This window comes from Streptomyces sp. NPDC059740 (genome assembly GCF_042733155.1).
Classification (GTDB): domain Bacteria; phylum Actinomycetota; class Actinomycetes; order Streptomycetales; family Streptomycetaceae; genus Streptomyces.
Map to the genome: position 1 here is coordinate 175,427 of NZ_JBHWGP010000007.1, position 20,442 is coordinate 195,868.

General features: G+C 71.4%; 20 protein-coding genes and 2 pseudogenes. 9 read left to right on the plus strand and 13 right to left on the minus strand.

All coding sequences use genetic code 11. From position 1 onward, the window contains the following. Positions 1-141 precede the first annotated feature (141 nt). A pseudogene (locus ACFV3R_RS11915) lies at positions 142-324 on the plus strand (alpha/beta hydrolase); the annotation flags it as partial. A 154-nt stretch (positions 325-478) separates the two neighbouring features. Here the strand turns inward: ACFV3R_RS11915 and ACFV3R_RS11920 are convergent. From ACFV3R_RS11920 to ACFV3R_RS11935, 4 genes are all read right to left on the minus strand, one after another. After that, the gene (locus ACFV3R_RS11920; protein ID WP_385579577.1) at positions 479-1,246 is read right to left on the minus strand and encodes a TetR/AcrR family transcriptional regulator; all 768 of its coding nucleotides are present in this window, start codon (positions 1,244-1,246) and stop codon (positions 479-481) included. 10 nt (positions 1,247-1,256) lie between these two features. After that, positions 1,257-1,775 carry a DUF393 domain-containing protein gene (locus ACFV3R_RS11925; RefSeq protein ID WP_385579580.1) on the minus strand — a complete coding sequence of 173 codons (519 nt, stop codon included), beginning with the start codon at positions 1,773-1,775 and terminating at the stop codon, positions 1,257-1,259. A gap of 3 nt (positions 1,776-1,778) precedes the next feature. Continuing rightward, positions 1,779-2,186, minus strand: a complete 408-nt coding sequence (locus ACFV3R_RS11930; protein WP_385579583.1) for a hypothetical protein — start codon at positions 2,184-2,186, stop codon at positions 1,779-1,781. 426 nt (positions 2,187-2,612) lie between these two features. Next, a complete protein-coding gene (locus tag ACFV3R_RS11935; RefSeq protein WP_385579921.1) occupies positions 2,613-3,572 on the minus strand; it encodes a MerR family transcriptional regulator in 960 nt (319 codons plus the stop codon). Between the two features lie 135 nt (positions 3,573-3,707). On the opposite strand from ACFV3R_RS11935, the gene ACFV3R_RS11940 reads away from it, so the two are divergent. After that, complete coding sequence (locus ACFV3R_RS11940) at positions 3,708-5,213, plus strand: alpha/beta fold hydrolase (RefSeq protein ID WP_385579587.1); 1,506 nt, start codon at positions 3,708-3,710, stop codon at positions 5,211-5,213. Between the two features lie 262 nt (positions 5,214-5,475). Here ACFV3R_RS11940 and ACFV3R_RS11945 read toward each other — a convergent pair whose 3' ends face one another. From ACFV3R_RS11945 to ACFV3R_RS11955, 3 genes are all read right to left on the minus strand, one after another. Beyond that, positions 5,476-5,670, minus strand: coding sequence for a ferredoxin (locus tag ACFV3R_RS11945; RefSeq protein ID WP_385579590.1), 195 nt, complete (start codon positions 5,668-5,670; stop codon positions 5,476-5,478). Between the two features lie 32 nt (positions 5,671-5,702). Continuing rightward, the gene (locus ACFV3R_RS11950) at positions 5,703-6,932 is read right to left on the minus strand and encodes a cytochrome P450 (RefSeq protein WP_385579593.1); all 1,230 of its coding nucleotides are present in this window, start codon (positions 6,930-6,932) and stop codon (positions 5,703-5,705) included. A gap of 87 nt (positions 6,933-7,019) precedes the next feature. Continuing rightward, on the minus strand, positions 7,020-7,685 hold the full coding sequence (locus tag ACFV3R_RS11955) for a TetR/AcrR family transcriptional regulator (protein ID WP_385579596.1): 666 nt from the start codon (positions 7,683-7,685) through the stop codon (positions 7,020-7,022). Between the two features lie 400 nt (positions 7,686-8,085). Between ACFV3R_RS11955 and ACFV3R_RS11960 the strand changes: the two genes are divergently transcribed. The 3 genes from ACFV3R_RS11960 to ACFV3R_RS11970 all read left to right on the plus strand — a co-directional run bounded on the left by ACFV3R_RS11960 (position 8,086) and on the right by ACFV3R_RS11970 (position 10,305). After that, a complete protein-coding gene (locus ACFV3R_RS11960; protein ID WP_385579599.1) occupies positions 8,086-8,496 on the plus strand; it encodes a VOC family protein in 411 nt (136 codons plus the stop codon). Positions 8,497-8,596: 100 nt separating this feature from the next. Then, positions 8,597-8,947, plus strand: coding sequence for a PRC-barrel domain-containing protein (locus ACFV3R_RS11965; RefSeq protein WP_385579602.1), 351 nt, complete (start codon positions 8,597-8,599; stop codon positions 8,945-8,947). Positions 8,948-9,210: 263 nt separating this feature from the next. Beyond that, a complete protein-coding gene (locus ACFV3R_RS11970; RefSeq protein ID WP_385579605.1) occupies positions 9,211-10,305 on the plus strand; it encodes a PP2C family protein-serine/threonine phosphatase in 1,095 nt (364 codons plus the stop codon). 117 nt (positions 10,306-10,422) lie between these two features. On the opposite strand, the gene ACFV3R_RS11975 is transcribed toward ACFV3R_RS11970, so the two are convergent. Beyond that, complete coding sequence (locus ACFV3R_RS11975) at positions 10,423-11,133, minus strand: TetR/AcrR family transcriptional regulator (RefSeq protein WP_385579608.1); 711 nt, start codon at positions 11,131-11,133, stop codon at positions 10,423-10,425. A 119-nt stretch (positions 11,134-11,252) separates the two neighbouring features. On the opposite strand from ACFV3R_RS11975, the gene ACFV3R_RS11980 reads away from it, so the two are divergent. Both ACFV3R_RS11980 and ACFV3R_RS11985 read left to right on the plus strand, forming a co-directional pair. Continuing rightward, a complete protein-coding gene (locus ACFV3R_RS11980; RefSeq protein ID WP_385579612.1) occupies positions 11,253-12,386 on the plus strand; it encodes an FAD-dependent oxidoreductase in 1,134 nt (377 codons plus the stop codon). Positions 12,387-12,526: 140 nt separating this feature from the next. Next, positions 12,527-13,057, plus strand: a pseudogene (locus ACFV3R_RS11985) (TetR/AcrR family transcriptional regulator C-terminal domain-containing protein); the annotation flags it as partial. A 277-nt stretch (positions 13,058-13,334) separates the two neighbouring features. Here the strand turns inward: ACFV3R_RS11985 and ACFV3R_RS11990 are convergent. Further along, complete coding sequence (locus ACFV3R_RS11990; protein ID WP_385579615.1) at positions 13,335-13,895, minus strand: transglycosylase SLT domain-containing protein; 561 nt, start codon at positions 13,893-13,895, stop codon at positions 13,335-13,337. Between the two features lie 632 nt (positions 13,896-14,527). On the opposite strand from ACFV3R_RS11990, the gene ACFV3R_RS11995 reads away from it, so the two are divergent. Then, a complete protein-coding gene (locus ACFV3R_RS11995; RefSeq protein ID WP_385579618.1) occupies positions 14,528-15,127 on the plus strand; it encodes a hypothetical protein in 600 nt (199 codons plus the stop codon). Positions 15,128-15,331: 204 nt separating this feature from the next. Here the strand turns inward: ACFV3R_RS11995 and ACFV3R_RS12000 are convergent, their stop codons facing one another. The 4 genes from ACFV3R_RS12000 to efeO all read right to left on the minus strand — a co-directional run bounded on the left by ACFV3R_RS12000 (position 15,332) and on the right by efeO (position 19,217). Next, positions 15,332-15,637 carry a helix-turn-helix domain-containing protein gene (locus ACFV3R_RS12000; RefSeq protein WP_385579621.1) on the minus strand — a complete coding sequence of 102 codons (306 nt, stop codon included), beginning with the start codon at positions 15,635-15,637 and terminating at the stop codon, positions 15,332-15,334. Positions 15,638-15,878: 241 nt separating this feature from the next. Next, positions 15,879-16,727, minus strand: coding sequence for an iron uptake transporter permease EfeU (gene efeU / locus ACFV3R_RS12005; RefSeq protein WP_385579624.1), 849 nt, complete (start codon positions 16,725-16,727; stop codon positions 15,879-15,881). 24 nt (positions 16,728-16,751) lie between these two features. Next, the gene (gene efeB, locus ACFV3R_RS12010) at positions 16,752-18,017 is read right to left on the minus strand and encodes an iron uptake transporter deferrochelatase/peroxidase subunit (protein ID WP_385579628.1); all 1,266 of its coding nucleotides are present in this window, start codon (positions 18,015-18,017) and stop codon (positions 16,752-16,754) included. Positions 18,018-18,074: 57 nt separating this feature from the next. Continuing rightward, the gene (gene efeO / locus ACFV3R_RS12015; RefSeq protein WP_385579632.1) at positions 18,075-19,217 is read right to left on the minus strand and encodes an iron uptake system protein EfeO; all 1,143 of its coding nucleotides are present in this window, start codon (positions 19,215-19,217) and stop codon (positions 18,075-18,077) included. A 540-nt stretch (positions 19,218-19,757) separates the two neighbouring features. On the opposite strand from efeO, the gene ACFV3R_RS12020 reads away from it, so the two are divergent. Beyond that, positions 19,758-20,264 (plus strand): hypothetical protein, encoded by a 507-nt coding sequence (locus ACFV3R_RS12020; RefSeq protein ID WP_385579635.1) that lies wholly within the window; start codon positions 19,758-19,760, stop codon positions 20,262-20,264. Positions 20,265-20,442 lie beyond the last annotated feature (178 nt).

Genomic DNA, 20,442 nt, shown 5'->3' on the forward strand with positions numbered 1-20,442 from the left:
CTGCGCTGTGACGGTGGCCACCGTTCCTGCCGTGAAGATGGTTCAGACCAATCGGGATGTCAAGAGGTCGACACCCCGCCACGCTCGGATTTGACCGGCTATAGGGCGAGTTGAGGTGATGTTCAGGGGCAGCGCCTCCCCGGGTGGCGCCTCACACCACCCGGGGGAGCTCACAGGGGCGGGCTGGAGCGCCGGCTACGTCCGGTCACCGACGGCCTCACCGGCCCTCTCCTCGAAGACTGCGGGCACATCATCCCGCTGCACCGTCCCGACGCCCTGCCCGGTCTCCTCCGCCCGTTCCTGGCCGGTCACCCGGTGTGCTGAAGCCCGCATCCGCCCTGCCCTCGGCGTGCCTTCGCAGCTGCCGCAGGCGACCGGGCCAGAGCGCGGTCTCCCTGTTCCGGCGCGGCCTCGGGCACCGAGCTCACCGCGTCCCCACCGGTGAGGCACCGTCCGCACCTGCCGCGCCGGCCTCAGCTCAGGAGCTCTTCCGCCGCGCCGGGTCGGGCAGCGTTCTGGTCATCCCCGGCAGGAACTCCGTGAACAGGCCGTGGACGTCGTGCACCAGAGGCCGCAGCACCCGGAAGCGGGCCAGTGCGACGCCGCGCGCGGTGAGCCGCGCTCCGCGCGCGGCAAGCCGGTAGCTTCGCTCGCGGCCCTCCGTGCGGTCGAAGATCCAGTACAGGACCAGCCCCATCTGCGAGAGCCACATCAACTCGGGCAGGGCGTCCCGGAGTTCGCTCGGCACCTTCGACTTCGCCCCGGCCAGCACTTCGCGGTGGACGCTGATGGCCTCCGTGCGCGCGTGCTCCGACTCCGGGGAGAAGGGGCTGAGCGGACTGTCGGGGTCAGCGGCGTTCTTGAAGAACTGCACGGCGAACTCGTGGTACGGCCGGGCGACGTCCAGCCAGGTCCGCAGCACCCCGCCGAACCTGGCCTCGAGGTCGGTCTCGCGATCCAGCACCTCCCGTACGGCCACCCGGTGTTCGGCGGCCAGCCGGTCGTAGAAGCCCGTGATCAGGTGCTCCTTGCCGGCGAAGTAATAGTACGCGTTGCCGACGGAGACCCCCGCCTCCTGGGCGATGGCCCGCATCGTCGTCTTGTCGTACCCCCGCTCCTGGAACAGCCGCAGCGCGGTCTCCAGTATCAGGGCGCGGGTCTGCTCGCTCTTCGCGGGGGCCTGCGGGTGCCCCTCCCCGCCTGTTCCGGAGGGGCCGGTGTCGGGGTCGTCTTTCGGATCTGGCACGGGGACGAGCTTAACGATCGGGTGTGGGGCGGCGGACGTCGCTGTCGCGGGCGGGGGGTGCGTAGCTCCACCCTGAGCGGCGGTCGTACCGCCAGCCGCCGATCCCCTCATGGACGCCGCCTCTCCCCCGTGGGGTCCCCGAGGGGGTCTCCCGCCCCTTCACGGCGGCGAGCACGGCTGCCCTGGCCAGGGGCGCACGCGCCGGGGTGCTGAGCCGGTGGGCCAGCGCGCGGTGCCCTCGCAGCGCCCAGAGGACGGCGACCCAGGCGGCGTCCCCCTGGTAGACCTGCCCCCCGTCGCCCACCACCGTGATCTCGGCCGGAGCGGCCGCCTGGCCGAGAGTCGGGAAACGGTGCACGGCCTCCGGTGAACCGGCAGGGACGAACCGGACGGGGACGAGTTGCGCCTGTGCGCCGAGCCGACCGCGCAGGAAGGTGCACACGGAAGAGCCGGGGTCATGGACGACGGTGAGCCCGAGGGCCGGGACCTGTGAGGCGTCCCGGCCCGGGGCGGCGGATGCGCCGGTCAACGGTCACACCCCGGTGGTGGGCTCGATCCGGCCCGTGGGCGCCACCGGCGGCACCTGCTCGCGCTCCAGAGCCCCCCGCCGCCGGATCCTGTTCAGTACGTACACGTTGCCCAGGTGCATGATCCCGAGCACGAGCAGCACGACACCGAGCTTGGCGGACAGGGCCTCGAAGACTTCGCGCGCGGTGCTGATCCCGGTGTCCTGGCTCAGGTAGAGCGCGACGAAGCCCAAATTGACGAGGTAGAAGCCCACCACCAGCAGGTGGTTGACGGCGTCGGCGAGCTGCCCGTTGCCGTGCAGCACGTCGGCGAGGAAGATCCGCCCGCTGCGACTGAGGGTCTGCGCGACCCAGACCGTCAGCCCGATGCTGACCAGCAGATAGATGACGTACGCGATGACCGTGAGGTCCATGTCCCCACCCCTTCTTGAACGCGTTCAAAACGCTGTCTGAGGAGAATGTAGACCTGTTTTTGAACGCGTTCAACCCAGCTCGGCAGTGCAATTGAGAGCGCGTCAGGTCAGGCGGGGAAGGGGCATGACGGCTGCGCCCGGCACGGCACATTCGGGTGGCCGGCACCGGCCCCGGCCATGGGACCCAGGGACGGGAACCGGACGCGAGCGCGGGCGCAGAAAGACGGGCGCAGCCGCAGGGCCGGGCATGCGCGGCGGCCGGTCGGAGTCGAGGCGCGCAGGGACCGGAGTCGGCTGGGAGCCGTGTGACGGGCTGAGACGATGCCCGTGTGGGTCACGGGCCGCCGCACTGGGGCAGCGGTTCGCGGGCTGGAGCGGCCGCGACGGAGCGGCTGTCGGCCCGGGCGAGCCGCGAGCGGGCCGGCCTCACTCCGTGGTGGTCTGCGCCCACCTCTCGTCCGGGCCGATTGGTGCAGTGCACGGCAGGCCCCGCCCCTCGCCCGCCAGGTCGGCCCGGAGGGCGGCCAGCAGCCAGTCGTGGAGGGCGCCGGGGGTGGGTTCCGCGGAGCCTGTGAGCTGCTCCGTCAGCCGCCAGTAGACGTCGATGCGCGGCTCCGCGACGAGCAGACCGGCCAGCCCGCTGCGGAAGGCGGGAGTGTCCCGTACTCCGCGGGCGGTCGCGTACGCGGAGACGAAGCAGTCCAGGGCCTCTCCGGCGAACGGCTCGCGCCCGGCCCGCAACCGGGGCGCCGCCAGCGCGTAGGCCTCGACGAGGCCGCCGTAGAGGACAGCGGGGTCGTACCCGCCGTCGCGGCGGTGCACGAGGGGTTGGGAGGCGGCCTTGCCGGGACGCGCGTCGCGCACCAGGACGTGCAGCCGGGCGAAGGCGAGCGTCTGGTCCGTGGTGGGATCCGCGGGCGGCTGCGGCACGGACTGCTCCAGGATCGCGGTGAGCAGCGGCGCCGGGAGGCCCGGCGGCAGCCAGCCCCGCCAGAACCGTGCGAGGGCTTCGGTGTCGGGCGGGGCGGGCACCGAGCCGACGAGGAGCAGTCGTTCGGCGCGTTCGCCGGGCGGGCAGTCGGCCACCAGCCGGAGGGCCGCCTCCCGCCAGCGGAGCGCTGTCAACGTACCTGACACCTCGCGGAGTTGCCCGGCGAGGACCTCTGCCAGCGCGTCCCCGTCCAGCGCCCGGCCGACCTCGGGTACCGGCAGGTCCAGGGCGCGCAGGGAGCGGATCAGGCGGAGGCGCTCCAGCGCGTCCGCGTCGTAGCGGCGGTGTCCGCCCGCGCTGCGGGACGCCTCCGGCAGCAGCCCCCGGTCGGAGTAGAAGCGGACGGTCTTGACGGTGACTCTTGCCCGTGCGGCGAGTTCACCGATGGTCCACATGTCGTCGTCCGTCACCCTTGAACCTCCCTCAGGGGGAGTTCCTACGGTACGGGCACCGCGCACCGCCGGTGAGCCCGGCCGTGCGCACGCCGTGGACGGAAGCGGACGGGGACTCAAGGACACAGGGGTGAGGGCATGACGGTGTTCGTGCTGGTGCCGGACCTGCACACCGGCGGCTGGGTGTGGGACGAAGTGGTGCAGGCGTTGCGCGAGTCAGGAGCGCAGGCCCATGCGGTCACGCTCACCGGAATGGGGGAGGACGGGAGGGCAGGCGGGGACGCGGACCTGGAGACGCACATCGGGGACCTGCTGCGGGTGCTGGACTCCCTGTCCGGGTCCGATGCGGTGCTGGTCGGGCACGGATACGGCCTCTTCCCGGTCCTCGGTGCCGCCGACCGGCGTCCGGACCGGGTGGCCCGGATCGTCTCCCTGGGCGCGGGCATGCCACCGCGTGACGGCGACACCGCCCTCAGCCTGGTCACTGACGAGGCGGTGCGGGACGGGCTGTCGCGCGGCACCGGGGAGGGTGACGGACGGTCCGTCACGGCGCCGGAACTCGACGGCTGGCGCCGCAGGGGCAGTACGGCCGGCCTGTCCGAGGAGGCGCTGGCCATGCTGGTCCGCCGGGGGGCGCCGCAGCCACCGGCCACGCTCACCCGGCCGTTGCGGCTCTCGGGAGCGGCGGAACGGCTGCCGGTGACGGGCTTGCTGTGCACCGGCGACGGGGAGAGCATCGCGCTGGTCGAGATGTCGGTGAGCTTCGGCGACCCACGCCTGCAGGTCCTCACCGAGCCCCGCTGGACCCTCCTGGAACTCGACACCGGTCACTGGCCGATGCTCTCCGCCCCCGCGGAACTGGCCGGTGTGCTGGTGCGGGCCGCCGCGGGAGAGGGCCACCGGGTGGCGGACTCGGTCCGTGAAGACCCACCGCACCTGCGTCCGTTCCCGCTGGAGGTGCCCGAGCGGCCCAGGGAGCGCAGGGGCCGGGTCGACCTCCATCTGCCCGAAGCCGACACACCACGCCCCGCGGTGGTGTTCGTCCACGGCGGACCGCTTCCGCCCAAAGCCCAGCCGACACCCCGGGACTGGCCGGTCTTCACCGGTTACGGTCGGTACGCGGCGAGCCGCGGGGTCGTCGGGGTGACTGTCGACCACGAGCTGCACTCGCCGGCCCACTACGAGCACGCTGCTGCGAACGTGGCGGAGGCGGTAGACCTCGTCCGCGCCGATCCACGCGTGGACGCCGACCGGATCGCACTGTGGTTCTTCTCCGGTGGTGGGCTGCTGTCCGCGGACTGGCTGGCGGCGCCACCGCCCTGGCTGCGGTGCGTGGCGGCTTCCTACCCGATCCTGGCGCCTCTGCCGGGCTGGGGGCTGGACGTCTCGCGGTTCCGGCCCGCGGCGGCGGTGCACCGGGCGGGGCGGTTGCCCTTCGTGCTGACCCGGGTGGGGCGGGAGAGCCCGGAGATCGCAGCGACGGTGAAGGAGTTCCTGGAGGCCGCCGCGGACTGCGGAGCCGTGGTGGACCTCGTCGACCTGCCGGAGGCCCACCACGGCTTCGAGACCGTCGACCCCGTCGAGGCGGCACGACAGGCGGTGCATCGTGCGGCGGACACGGTGTGGGGCCACCTGGGAGCCTGAACGGTCCGCCGGAGGACCGCGCGGGGCTGGGGGTCCGACCGCTTCACTGCTCGGGCGGCGCTGTGCGCGGTGGCAGCGACATGCGGCAGCGCGCTGCACCGGTCCGGACCACGAGCACGACACACCCCCGCCCGCGGCCGGACGACGGGTCCGAGCCGTGGGCGGGGGTTCGAGCCGTGCGGGCCCGGCGCGGCTCGTGGCCGCTCGGGCCGGCCGGCGCCGGGTACCCGTGGGGCTCGCCGTGGCGGGTTGCGAGTCGCGGTCAGCTCTCCTGCAGCCGGATCGCGGCAGCCGGGCAGATCGCTGCCGCCTCGCGGGTCCCGTCGTGGTGTTCGGACCCGGGCTGGTCGGTGAGCAGCACGACGATGCCGTCGTCGTCCTGGTCGAAGACCTCGGGGGCCACCAGGACACACTGCCCGGAGGCGACGCACTTGGGCTGGTCGACTTCCACACGCATGGACTTCTCGTTTCTCGTGAGCAGGGCGCCGGTTACCAGGTGACGGGCAGTTCGTAGACGCCGTAGACGATGCCGTCGTGCTTGAACTCGATCCGGTCGAGGTCGGTGGCCAGAGCCAGGGTGGGGATGCGCTTGTACAGGGTGCTGTAGACGACCTGGAGTTCCACGCGGGCCAGGGGTTGGCCCAGGCACTGGTGCACGCCGAAGCCGAAGGCGACGTGGCGGCGGGCGTCGCGGGTGAGGTCGAGCCGGTCAGGCTCGGGGAAGGCCTCCGGGTCGCGGTTGGCGATGTCGTTGGCGAAGATCACCCCGTCGCCGGCGCGGATGGTCCGGCCGTCGATCTCGATGTCCTCCAGCGCCACCCGGCGGCGGCCGGAATGGGTGATGTTCAGGTAGCGCAGCAGTTCCTCCACCGCGGAGGCGACCACCTTCGGGTCCTCGCTCTCACGCAGCAGCGCGAGTTGGTCGGGGTTCTGCAGCAGAGCGAGGGTGCCCAGCGCGATCATGTTGGCGGTGGTCTCGTGACCCGCGCCGAGCAGGAGGACACCCATCTGGGCCGCCTCGCGCTGTGACATCTGCCCGGTGGCCACCCGTTCGGTGGCCAGCGTGGAGAGCAGGTCCTCGCCGGGGCGGGCGAGTTTGGTGGTCAGCAGACGGTCGAGGTAGTCGGTCAACTCATCGCTTGCGGCGACCACTTCCTCAGCAGTGCTGTGACGACGGACGATGACCCGGGTGTTGCGCTGGAACAGGTCGTGGTCGGCGTACGGAACACCCAGGAGTTCGCAGATGACCAGGCTCGGTACCGGCAGCGCCAGCGCCTCCACCAGGTCCACCGGCTTGGGACCGGCGAGCATCGCGTCGATCAGGTCGTCGACGATCTTCTGGATCGACGGGCGGAGGGCCTCCATCTTCTTGACCGCGAAGGGAGCGGTGACCATCCGGCGCTGACGCGCATGCTCCGGGTCGTCCATGGTCAGGAACGTGCGCCGGCTGACGTCGTTGGCCTTCCCGCCGGCGCTGCGGTGCGGGAATCCCGGCTGGGTGGCGTCGGAGCTGATGCGCGGGTCGCCGAGCAGGGCACGCACGTGGTCATGACGCGTGATCAACCACGGGGTGGAGCCGTCCCATATCCGCACCCGGGACACAGGGGCGTCGGCTTGCAGGGCCTGGAGGGCGGGAGGCGGGTCGAAAGGACAGCCGGCTGCCCGGGGACTGGGGTGCTCGGGCACTTTCACTGCGGTGTCCGCCTGCGCCTGTGTCATGTGTGCCTCCATGGGGAACGGTTCCCGTCCGTCATTTCCTAACAGCGTTAGGTGCCTATGGCAACCATATGGAGGCCAGGGAAGGCTCTATCTGGACAGTGCGAGTTCCAGGTAGTCGTCGGCCGACTGCACCATCTGACGGCGGCTCACAGGGAACGGCACCGCCATCGCCATCGCCACGAGGCCGTGCAGGGCGGACCACAGCAGCTTGGCCACCCGCTCGTCGTCCGCCTCGCTGCCGCGACCCACTCGGCAGGCGGCAACCGCTTCGGCCCACCTCTCGTACACCAGCCACAGGGGGTGCGAGGAAGCTTGTTCACGGGGGACCTCGATGCGCTGGATACCGAACATCAACCGGTAGATCTTCGGGTTGTCCAGGGCGAAGTGGCAGTAGCGGTGCGCCATGGCCCGCAGCGCCGCCTCCGGTCCGTGCTGCTGCCCCCGCGCCTGCTCCGGTACCTGTGTTCGTTCCTTCTCCGTCCCCTCCCCCTGTTCCCAGGCGTCCCGCAACTCGTCGGCGAGTCTGGCGAAAGCCCGCCGGGTCAGCTCCTGCACCAGCTCCGCGCGGTCCTGGAAATGCAGGTAGATGCTGGGGGCGGAGATGCCCACCTCCCGTGCGATCGCTCGCAACGACAGGTCCCCTTCCCGGCCGGACTCCATCAGCAGCCGCGCCGCAGCCCGCAGGATGTCCTCCTTCAGCGCAGCTCCCTCCCCCAGCCGGCTCTGCGCACGACGCTTGAACCCCTCGGACATCCTGTCCCCTTCCGACCGTCAACCCGCGACCGATTGTGGCGTGAACTCATCGGTCCGCGCGCACGGCAAGGCGCCCTCCCTCCTCCGACGCGCACGGCAAGCCCGGCACGGCCGGAGTCGGTGCAGCAGTGCCCGAACAGCAGGACGAGGGCACGAGCCGGACGGGCGCCGTCCGCGGCAACGGGGAGCCGGCAGCGTGGTGAGGAGGACTTTCAGGGTGGCTGGGCGGCTGTACCCGCGGAGGGCGTAGTCTCCGGTGAACGCTCGGCGGGGCCGGCCACCCTCACCGGCGGGCTCCACGCGGGCACTCGGGCCGGCCCGGTCTGCCTGCCAAGTGGTGCATGCGTGCCGGGCAAGCCTCGGGGCATCATCGTGCGGGACCGGGCTCAAGGGGTGGAAGATGTCGGGAACGGCCAGGGGAACGCTCCACCACGTCGAGATCTGGGTGCCCGACCTCGACCGGGCCGTCGGCTCCTTCGGCTGGCTGCTGGAGAGCCTGGGGTACACCCCGTTCCAGAGTTGGGAGGGTGGGCGTAGCTGGCGCCTCGGCGCTACCTACCTCGTCGTCGAACGCTCCCCGGCCCTCACTGCCCAGGAGCACGACCGGTGCCGGCCGGGCCTGAACCACCTCGCCTTCCACGTCGGCGAGCCGGGCACGGTCGACGCACTCGTCACCCGAGCCCGACGGCACGGTTGGGACCTGCTCTTTCCCGACCGCCACCCCCATGCCGGCGGTGAGGACACCTACGCCGGGTACCTGGTGAATGCCGACGGCTTCGAAGTCGAACTGGTCGCCACCGGCACCTCCTGACCGGGCCGGCGACCGCCCTCACCCTGCGTCCAGGCACCGCCATGTCCGGAGTGGTCGTGGGCACACGCCAGGTGGAGGCACCGTCTCGGCGAGGAGGGCCATGCTCGAAGCAGAGAACATCCGTGACTGGCGGGACCACGATGTCGTCGACGCCGAGGGCAGCAGGATCGGCACCCTGGAGTCCGTGTACGTGGACACCGCCACGGACCGTCCCACCTTCGCCGCCGTCACCACCGGCCTTCTCACCCGCAGGCGTATCACGTTCGTCCCGCTGGACGGGGCGGTCGTCGCGCCCGCCTACGTCAAAGTGGCCTGGTCCAAGCAGACGGTGAAAGGCGCGCCGGCGATCGACACCGACGGCGAACTGCTCGCCGAGCAGGAACCGGAACTCTTCGCGCACTACGGCCTGGACTACGGGTCCGGCTCCACCCGCCGCCTGGCTCGCCGTTGACCCTTCCGGCAGCGGGTTCGCCCCCACCGACACCGCACTGCACCCCGGGCACCGAGCACCGGCCACCGGGCGGAGGTGGCCGAGAAGTGCAACGGAAGGGCGCTTCTAGCACGACCGCGGCCTGAGCCGGCTTGCTCGGGCGGGGCCCGCCCCGGCCGGCCGCTTTCCCGGGGTCGGCCGGTCAGGTCGGTGACGGCGACGGGGCCTCGATGGGTGTCGCGTCATATGCGGGACGGAGCCGGCGCCTGGTGTACCGATAGGGCATGGCCTACCGGGACCGTACTGCCCGCCTCCTGAGCCCCCGGCGTCCTGCCGGGGCACTCGTACTGCTTCCCCTGGCGCTGATCTTCGCCATCGTGCTGACCGATGTGCTGGTCCCTCCTTTCGTCCACCTCGGGCCTCTGCTGGTGGTGGCACCGGCTCTCACCGCGTCGCTGACCGGGCCGGGTCTGACCGCCGCGGTGGCAGCGGTGGCTGTCGCCTGCCAGCTGGCGCTCGGAGCGATCCGCGAGGATCTGGACGCACCGGGGACCGGGGTGCAGGCGGGGGCGCTGGCCCTCATCTCCGTCGCGCTGGTCTTCTACAGCCGGAGCCGGCAGCGGCGGGAGGCGGAGTTGGTGCGGGTACGGTCAGTGGCGGACGCCGCCGGCCGGGTGCTGTTGCGACCGCCGCCGGAGCGCATGGGGTCTCTGCGGCTGGCGACGGTGTACCGGGCCGCGGGCGAGGAGTCACGTGTCGGCGGTGACTTCTACGGGGCCGTCCGATGCGCCGGCGGCACCCGCCTCCTCATCGGCGACGTCCGGGGCAAGGGCCTGGAGGCCATGGACGACACCGCTCTGGTCCTGGGTGCCTTCCGGGCCGCAGCCCACCTCAACCTCTCCCTCACCGACCTCGCCGCCCACTTGGACGCCGCGCTGGCCTGGCACAACACGGAGACGGGGGCCGCGGAGGACTTCGCCACCGCACTGCTGGTCGACATCCCCGACGACGGAGAGGACCTGGCCGTGCTCTCCTGCGGGCACCCTCCCCCCTACGTACTGCGCAGCGGGCAGGCAAGGGCTCTGAAAGCCGGCCGGCCCGCCCCTCCGCTGGGCCTGGGAAGCCTCACACCCGACGCGTGGGTGGTGGAACGCCATGCCTTCGTCGAAGGCGAGACCCTGCTGCTCTACACCGACGGGGTCATCGAAGCCCGCGACCGCACCGGCACCTTCTACCCGCTGGCCGAGCGGCTCGCCCTGATGGATGCCGAGTCCACGGCCAAGGAGCTGGTGCTCAGTCTGGTCGACGACCTGCTGCGGCACACCGGGGGCCGTCTCGACGACGACGCGGCCCTGCTCACCACACAGCGCGCGCGGTGACCTGGCCCCGCCGGTCTTCCGTACCGTCGACGCCCCTGCAGACCGGCGCGGCGAGAGCCGGCGCCCGTGGTCGGAGCCGAGGACCTCACCCGGCTCGGGAACGGGTGGGGCCCACGCTCACCCACTGGGCGTGTGGAGAGCGGCGATGCCGTTGAGAACGAGGTCGAGCCCGGCCAGGAACTGCTCGCGGTCGTCGTGCTCGCGCACCTGGTTCGCGACGGCCCGGGTGAACGGGTAGTCGTCCGGGTCGAGTTGTTCCCATGCGCTCGAGACGGTGTCGAGGAACTCGGCGCGGTTCACGTCGGGCGCGAGAGTCCGGGCACCGGCGGTGTTCGCGGAGTTCTGACCGGCGGCCCCGAAGATGTAGTGCATCAACGCCGAGGCCGTGGTGAACCAGCTGCCCTCCGGCACGCCCAGCGCACGGACCTGTCGGCCGATGCTTTCGAAGATCCGCGGGGCCACCGACCCCGCGGGACTGCGGGAGAGCTGCGTGGCGAGCTGTGCGGCAAGCCACGGGTGCTCCTCGATCGCGTCGAACAGGCCGAGCGCCACAGCGCGGACCCCGTCCCGCGGCGAGTGCGGAGTTGCGGCGGGCCGGGGTGCCACAGCTGCGGCGACGACGGCGTCGGTGGCCGCACCGAGCAGCTCGTTCTTGTTGGCCACGTGCCAGTAGATGGCCCCCGGCCCGGTGGCGAGGCGCTCGGTCAGCGCCCGGAAGGTCAGCCCGCCCTCGCCGGCCGCGTCGAGCAGCTCGACTGCGGTCTCCACGATGCGTTCCCGGGAGAGGGCCTCTGTGCGCCGCTGCGACCGCCGTGTCCGTGTTGCCATGCTGCCATTTTGACACGCCTGGAGCGTTGTTCCAACATGGAACGACGTACCATAATGGAACGACGTACCAGAAGTGTCGCCCCGCGCCCAGCGGCGGCCTCCGTCCAGAAGGAGTCACCATGCGCACACCCGTCACGATCATCGGTGCCGGACTCGGCGGCCTCACGCTCGCCCGCGTCCTGCACGTCCACGGAATCCCCGCCACGGTCTACGAGGCGGAGGCCTCGCCGACAGCACGTGCGCAGGGCGGGATGCTCGACATTCACGAGCACAACGGCCAGCCGGCCCTCAGTGCGGCAGGGTTGACCGAGGAGTTCCGCAGCCTCGTCCTGGAGGGCCGCCAGGCGACGCGGGCCCTCGCCCCGGACGGGAGCGTGCTGTTCGAAGAGCCCGACGACGGCACGGGGGGACGCCCCGAGGTGTTGCGCGGCGAGCTGCGACGGGTACTGCTCGACTCGCTTCCGGCCGGTACCGTCCGGTGGGGGCACAAGGTCAGCACCGTCCGTTCCCTCGGCGACAGCCGCCACGAAGTGGCCTTCGCCGACGGCACCACCGTCACCGCGAGCCTGCTGGTGGGCGCCGACGGCGCGTGGTCACGGGTACGGCCGCTGCTCTCCGGGGCCACGCCCCGGTACGTCGGCACGTCCTTCGTCGAGACCTACCTGTTCGAGAGCGACACCCGGCACGCCGCCAGCGCGAAGGCGGTCGGCGACGGGGCGATGTTCGCGCTCGCGCCGGGCAAGGGGATCCAGGCCCACCGGGAGAGCGGCGGCACACTCCACACCTATGTGGCGCTCTCCAAGCCGCTGGACTGGTTCGCCGGTATCGACTTCGCCGACGCCGAGACGGCCACCGCACGGATAGCGCAGCAGTTCACCGGCTGGGCACCGGAGCTGACCGCACTGATCACCGACGGTGAGACCGCACCGGTCCTGCGCCCGCTGCACGCCCTGCCGAACGAGCACCGATGGGACCGGGTACCCGGGGTGACCCTGCTCGGCGACGCCGCCCACCTCATGATCCCCTCCGGGGAAGGCGCCAACCTCGCCATGTACGACGGCGCCGAGCTCGGCGCGGCGATCGCCGCGCACCCCGATGACCCCGAAGCTGCGCTCACCGAGTACGAGCAGGCCCTGTTCCCCCGCAGCGCCGCGGAGGCCGTCGAAGCCGTCCACCTCCACGAGCTGATGTTCGGGGACGACACGCCCCACAGGCTGATCAGCATGTTCACCGAAAACCAGCAGCCCGGATGAGCCGCTCCGGCTGCGGGCTCGGCACCTCCTCCGAAGCGGGCACGGACCGGGATTCAAACCGCCCGACCAGCGGATGCTCGCCGGGCAGGTCGATACGCTGCGTGACGCCCGCGATCTTCTTGACCGCGTAGGTGGTTCGCGCACTCAACACCGGTCCCGCCTCGTTCTACGCCCACGTGGTCAACAAGGCCGACCTCGACGAGCTGCTCATCGGCCGGTTGTGCGCCGAGCTCATGCTGCCCGAGCCCGACCCGGCGACCTGGCGGGAACAGATCCGCGGCGCCTGCACCCGGATGCGCGACCAGTATCTGAAGTACCCCCGGCATCTCCCGCGCCGCGCTCGCCATGGTCCCCACCGACCTTGAGACCCTGCGCGTGAGCGAGGGAATGCTGGCGATCCTGCTCGCCGGTGGCGTCGCCCCCGCAGACCGCCGTCTGGGCGATCGACGCGCTCCTGCTGTACGTGGCTGCCTACTTGAGGTGTCGATCGTGCGCCGGCGATCCACCCAGGGTGACGCTGCCCGGGTGTCGACCGCGACGAACTGCTGCGTCGGCTCACCGCCCTGCCGCCTGCGACCTTTCCGTACACCACTCATCACGCCGCCGAGCTCACCGCCGGCGAGGGCCACGACCGGTTCGACTTCACCCTCGGTCTGATGGTCGAGGGCCTCCGGGCAGCACTGACCGTTGCGGGCCGGCCCACCCGTTCGGGAGGCGAGCGCGGCATCGGTCAGGCCCCGGCGACAGCCGGCCCGAACACCGCTGCACGAAGGGAACGCGGCTTCCGTTGCGGCCTGGCGCCCCACTGGAGCAGCGAGCGAACACCGGTGAGGCCGGGCAGGTGCCTCCATGCCCGGCCTCACCGGTGTGCCTGAGCCCCGCCGCTCCCGGCTACCGGGGCAGCTGTCCCCGGAGCTCAGACGGGCTGTGTCAGTCCGCTCGGCCTGATCAGTAGGCGGAGTTGACGTTGTCCATCGAGCCGTACCGGTCGGCCGCGTAGTTCGTCGCAGCCACGATGTTGGCCACCGGGTCCGTCAGCGAGTCCTTGGTGCCCTTGACGTGGTAGGTGTCGAAGGTGGGCTGGATCACCTGGAGCAGGCCCTTGGACGGCACGCCCTTCTGGGCGTTGATGTCCCAGTTGTTCTGAGCGGTCGGGTTGCCGCCGGACTCACGGATGATGTTCTTGTGGATCCCGTGGTAGCTGCCGGGGATGTGCTCGTAGTGCATCACGTCCAGCGCCGTGCGGATCCAGCCGTCGAGGTCGTCGCCGTGCTTCTTCTTGCCCTGCTCGACCAGCTTGGCGACCTTCGCCGCCTCCTTGGCCTGCGCGTCCTTCGCATCGGCCTTCTTGCCGTGGGCGACGGAGACAGCCGCGGGCTTGGCCTCGTGCACCGGGGCAGCATGCGCCGGGGTCGGGGCCAGAGTCGCGGCGGCAGCGGCGGCACCCGCGGTGGCGATACCGGCGACGGTGTACTTACGGAAACGGGTGGCGGTGGTGGTGGCAGTCATGGCGTACCTCTCTACGGGGGACATCGTGGGGAGGCCGACAGGCTGTCGGCGGCAGCACCCAGGCCCGGAGGCTCCGGTGCGTGCCCGACGCGGCGGGCGCGTCATGGGGCCGGTGTCAGGCTCAGGCGAGAAGGACTCCCGCCCGGTCCGGCGCTGGCTCCCCGGTACGTCCACCACCCTGGGAACCGGCTCCCCACCGGCGCCAACCTGTGACCTACGAAAGCGCGTAGCAGGAGGCTCCGGGCCAGGCCGCTCCAGGCGCGCCCAGATGCCGGTGATGGCTACTACCCGGCCGGGGCTGTGACGCGGGTCCCGTGCCCGCCCTCACACGCGGGCCCCGACTTCGAGCACCTTGGGACGCCGGATACAGCCGGAAGCACAGTGACTGATCACCCCGGGCACATGAGCAGCGATGCCCCCGCGAGGGACGGGCACGATGCGGGGCAGGACGCGCCCCTGCCACCGCCTGTAGTGGCCCGGGCCCCTCACCGGCCGAGCAACTCTGTGCCGGGCCACTGCGTCATGGCCTTCTGTGCGGCGGGCGGGAAAGGGTGCCGACCGACGTCACAGGGACGAAAACCGAGAGTGACGGTCCCCGATCACGACGGCCACGATCACGGAGGAGAGCATCGATGCCGGAGCAACCCACGCACGTACCTGAGTTCATCATTCGCCAGAAGGTGAAGCTCGCTGTCAACCAGTACCGGATCCTGGGTGTGCAACCGGACGGTACGGAGGGCGAGCTGTTCGCGTTCGCGCAGCAGAAGCTCTTCAAGCTCAAGGAGGAGGTCGTCTTCTACACGGACGAGTCGCGTACCCGCCCGCTGTTCTCCTTCAAGGCCCGCAAGACCCTGGACGTCCATTCGGGGGTCGACGTCCTCGACCACGAGGGCGAGCCGATCGGCTACTTCAAGAAGGAGTTCGCCAGGAGCCTGCTCCGCTCCACGTGGACGCTGAAGGCCGAGGGACTCGAAACGCTGGGGCAGGAGCGGAGTCCCGTGATCGCCGTGGTGCGGCGGCTGTGGCAGTTCCTTCCCTTCGTGAGCGACATCCCGGCTCCGTTCCCGTTCCACTTCGACTTCGTCGACAACGCCACCGGCAAGGAGGTGATGAGCAGCACCAAGAAATTCGGGCTCCGCGACCGGTACCTCATCACTGTTCCGGACCGCCGACTGGACTATCGGGTGGCGGCAGCGATGGGCGTCGCGCTCGACGCCCTCCAGTCCAGGTGAGCCGAGGATGCGGCCCGAGGCTGCGGGCCGCACACCACCAGCACGCCTGACCACCACCGTGCGGGAGGCCCCGGCTCGGACCGGGCATCGCCTCCGGCCGTATCTTCCGGGTCCCACTCTCAGCCGCCGTTCTCCCGCCCCCGGACTGAACGGTGTTGGGACACGCCGGTCACCCGTGGACCACGCAGAGGTGGGCGGCCCCCTTCACGCGCCTGTGCCGTGCTCACGCAACCGTCGTCGCACGTACTTCTCGGAGACGCCGAGCCGTTCCGAGATCTCCGAGATCTCCCATCCCTCGGCCACCGCCTCGGCGACCAGAGCGGGCAACTCGGCCCTGGTCGCCTTCCACGCGCGCCGGGTCCGCTCGGCCTCGACGACTCGGAGGTACAACGAGGGTTCGGGCAGCGGGAGTCCGGTCTGTCGTCGCAGAGCCCGGCTGAGCGTACCGAGCCGGTCCGCCACCCACTCGTCGGTGAACGGGGCCGGGTCGTGCGGGAGGGTGGGGCCCATCTGTGCTCCTGACGGCAGGCGGCGCTCCGGGGCGGGCGCCGGCACGGTCGACGACGCCGGGAGAGACGACCGGTGGGCGTGGGTCGGTTCCTTGCTTTCCGGCGCCCTGAAGCACCGTGCGCGCACATGCACATGTCGCTGTCGGGCAGCGCAGGCCCACGACGGTGGGCTGAACAGCGCAACCGTCGTGGGCCTGACGGGACCAATGACGGCCTCCGGCGGCGTCCGCAGGCGCCGCAGGTCAGCCGTGGGCGGCGGCCTCGGCCTCGCTGGGCACGCGTGCGGGCGCCGGGCGGTGCGGAAGGAGGTAGAGGGTGAGGACCGGCACCAGGTACAGGAGCCACACGACGGACTGGAGCCAGGTCGGGTCCGGCTGGAAGTTGAACACGCCCTTGAGCAGGGTCCCGTACCAGGAGTCGGCCGGGATCGTCCCTGAGATGTCGAAGGCCTGAGCGGTGAGGCCCGGCAGGACGTCGGCCTCCTGCAGGTCGTGGAAACCGTAGGCGAGGACACCTGCTGCGACGATCACGAGGAACCCGCCGGTCCAGGTGAAGAACCTGCCGAGGTTGATGCGCAGGGCACCGCGGTAGAACAGCCACGCCAGCACGACGGCGGTGACCAGGCCCAGCATGACGCCCACGAACGGGCTCGCGGTGCCGTCGGAGGTGGCCCGCACCGTCGCCCACACGAACAGTGCGGTCTCCAGTCCCTCCCGGCCCACTGCCAGGAAGGCCGTCAGTACGATCGCGAAGGTCCCCATGCGCAGGGCGTTGTCGAGCTTTCCGGTCAGCTCGGCCTTGAGGTGGCGGGCGGTGCGGCGCATCCAGAAGACCATCCAGGTGACCAGGCCGACCGCGATGATCGACAGGGAACCACCGAGCGCCTCCTGCGCCTCGAAGGTCATCTCCTGGGAGCCGAACTCGAGCGCGCAGCCGAAGCCGAAGGCCAGGAGCACGGCGACGGCGATGCCGAGCCACACCGGTTTCAGGGCGTCCCGGCGGCCGGTCTTGACGAGGTAGGCGATGAGGATGCAGACGACCAGGCCAGCCTCCAGGCCCTCCCGCAGCCCGATCAGATAGTTGGCGAACATGCGCGGTCCCTCCCGGGGTGAGCGTCAGGCGAACAGCCCGCGGCCCCACCAGCCGTCCGCGTCGCGGACGCCCGGCGGGATCGCGAAGACCGCGGAACCGACGTGTTGGATGTACTCGTTGAGCGCGTCGTGTCGGGCGAGGTTGCGCTGCACCCGGACAAAGCCGGTACGCACGTCGCGCTGGTAGGCGAGGAAGAAGAGGCCCGCGTCGAGGCGGCCGAGACCGTCGGTGCCGTCGGTGAAGGAGTAGCCGCGGCGCAGGATGCGGGTGCCGCCGTTGGAGTCCGGGTGGGCGAGGCGGACGTGCGCGTCGGGCTTCATCGCCTTGAGGAAGGGCGCGTCGTGCTCGTGGGTCTTGCCGACCGGGGCACCGGAGACCTTCCCCCGGCCGAAGACGTCCTCTTGTTCCTGGAGGGCGGCACGGTCCCAGGTCTCGATGTTCATCCGGATACGGCGGGCCACCAGGTAGGAGCCGCCGGCCATCCACTCCTGCCCGTCGGACGCCTTGGCCCACACGTGCTCGGCGAGGCCCGTCGCGTCGTCCCCGGCGATGTTGCGGGTACCGTCCTTGAACCCCATGAGGTTGCGCGGGGTCTGCGCGCCGGGCGTCGTCGAGGAGGTCTTGCCGAAGCCGAGTTGCGACCAGCGGATGGCGGCGGTGCCGAAGGCGATGCGTGAGAGGTTGCGGATGGCGTGCACGGCCACCTGCGGGTCGTCGGCGCAGGCCTGCACGCACAGGTCACCGCCGGAGTGGGTGGCCGCCAGGTTGTCGCCGGGGAAGTGCGGCAGTTCGGCGAGGGCGTCGGGGCGGCGGTGGGTGAGCTTCAGCTTCTCGAAGAGGGACGGCCCGAAGCCCAGCGTCAGCGTGAGCCGGGAGGCGGGCAGCCCGAGGGCTTCCCCGGTGTCGTCGGGTGGGGCTTCGGCGAGCCCGGCGGCGCCGGAACCGACCGTGCGGCCCGCCGTCATCCGCCGTGCGGCCTGCGTCCAGGCCTTCAGCAGCGCGGTGACCTCGGCCCGGTCGGTGCTCGTCAGGTCGAACGCCGCGAAGTGCAGGCGGTCCTGGACGGGAGTGGCGATACCCGCCTGGTGGACGCCGTGGAAGGGGACCGCCGCACTCTGGGACGAGGCAGTCGGCCCGGTGCCGGAGCCGGCCTCCACCGCGGCGACCGAACCGCCCGCCGCCACCGCGCCCAAGGCGAGCCCGGCACCACCCCAGCCCAGCAGTGACCGCCGGCTGGGTGCCGCGCGCCGCTCCTCGTGCCCGTCGCCGCCGGTGCTGTCCGTACCCATGTCCCGTCCTTCTTCCGCTGGTTGCCGGCTGGTTGCCGACCCCGGACCCCTGCATCCCTACTTGACGACTGTTGCGGCCAGCCGGGACAGGGGCTCGGCGAGCCCGTTGACCGCGTCGGAGAGCTGCTTGCGCTGAGCGGTGGTCACCTTGTCGTAGGCCGTGAAGTCGGCGTCACCCGAGCCGGTGCGGTAGTGGTCCAGCAGCTTGCCGATCGCGGCGAAGCGGCTGTCGAGCTGCTGCGTGAGGAGGGCGTCCTTGTCCGAGGCGACGGGCTTGAGCAGGTCCCATGCCTTCTCGGCTCCCCCGACGTTGGCCTGGAAGTCGGCCAGGTCCGTGTGGGAGTAGCGGTCCTCCTCACCGGTGATCTTGTTCGTGGCGACCTCGTCGAGAAGTTCCTTGGCGCCGTTGGCCATGGAGGTCGGCGTGATGACGGCCTTGCCCACGCGCTGCTGCCAGTCGGCGAGGTCCCGGTCCAGTTCGGTGGCGAGGGACTTCTCCGCCGTGCCGATCTTCTTGTCCTGCCAGAGCGCCTTCTCCAGCCGGTGCCAGCCGGTCCACTTCTGCCCCTTCTCCAGGCCGTCGGCGCGGGTGTCGGTCTTGGGATCGATGTCGCCGAAGGACTCCGCCACCGGTTCGGTCCGCTCCCAGCCCACCCGTGAGGGGGCGTAGGCCTTCTTCGCCGCGGCCAGGTCGCCGGCCCGGATCGCGTCGGTGAAGGTCTTCACGCGCGGCAGGGTCTGGTCGGCCTGCTCCTGGGCGTAGGTGCGGTAGGCGGCGACGGCCTTGTCCAGTTTCGGGTCGCGCTTGGCGGCTCCCTTGCCGGTGACCTTCACGTCGTGCCGCATCCCCTTGCCCTTCATGCCGGGGATGCAGGCGATGCGGTAGTCGCCCGCCTTGACCTCCGCGGTCAACGAGGCGCTGAGGCCGGGGCCGAGGTTCTCGCGCTCGGTGACGATCCGGTCGTCGGGGAAGAGGAGTTCGACCTCGGCGACGCGCGAACCCTTGTTGGCCACCTTCAGCGTGACGTTGCCGGCGGGGAACACCTTGGCGGAGACGTCGCAGGAATCGTCGGTCGCGGTCACGCTCACGCTCCGCGTCCCGCCCGCCCTGGCATCGTCCTTCGCCGCGCATCCCGAGACCGTCAGGGCCGCGGCGAGGACGGCGACCGCAGCAGCGGTGGTGGCGCGAAGTGCGGACATGGGTGCTCCTGATGAGTGCACGAGGGGACACGAGCGCCACGGGACGCCACGACCCACTTCCCGAAGTGAGGCTCACCTAACTTAGCCGCGGCTTACCTCGCAGGAACACCGATTGCGTGTGTTTCCCTTCACATTCGACCCCCGGAAGGCCTCCCGCACAGCGAAACCACAGTCTTCCCGGGTAGTGGAGGCGTCTGCCTTCTCCCGCACGGCACCGGAGTCTGACGGTCGTCGGTCAGCCACCGAGGAAGCCCCACCCCAGGGCCGGCCGGCCGATGGCGCAGACCGGGCCAGGCCTGCCACCCGCGGACGGGACGGGACGTGGCGACGGCCCGCCGGACGGGGAGGGAGGGCGGCGCCCGCAACCGTCCGGACGGGCCGCTCGTGCGATCCGAACGCACGACAGGGAGTACCTCCGCACCGAGACCAGGTCCGTGGCGATACTGAGACATTCTTCGCGAAAGGCTGGGGGCATGGTTCGGGTGACCTGGTCCTGCCGGACTACTCCGGCAGGACCTGCGAACTGAGCTAGGAGCCCAGATGCTGCGTGCCTACCGGAACACCGCCCTCGTTCTCGCCGCGACCTCCCTGGTGGGTGGTGCCGGCGTGGGAGTGGCGCAGGCTTCGTCGGCGACCACCGGCGTCGCCCCGTCCGCCTGCCGACCGGCCAACCACACCGCGAAGATCACCAAGGCGCCGGACAGTGCCGGGCACCGGCACTACCGCGTCACCCTCACCGCGCCGCGCGGGTACGACCCGTGCCGGCTGGCCGGTTCGCCCACCGACGTCCGCTTCTCGCACCACGGCTCGCGGAGCAGCATCACCACCGGCCGCTACGGCGTCCAGAAGCACGTGGTGACGTTCGGCCCGGGGCATCCGGTGCACTTCGACATCCAGGTGCCCGGCAGCGGCCACGCGATCACCGCGGACGAGGCGACGTTCACCCTCCAGGCCCCGGGCGGGGAGATCCCCGGCACCTCCTTCGCCCGGGGGGCACTCAAGGTGACCAACGGCACCCGCATCGGCCCGGTGGAACGCGGCGCCTGAGGCAACGGGCGGGGGCCCGGACGTCGACGGGCCGGGAAGAGGCCGTCCTGTCCTGGACGGCCTCACGGTCAGGACCGTGTCCGCCGGCGTCCGGCGCCGCACTCGGTACTGCTGGTACACCGCGCGAGGGAACGGGCGGGCTGCGGGCGGCTGCTCACCGGCGTCGCCCGTTCGGGGT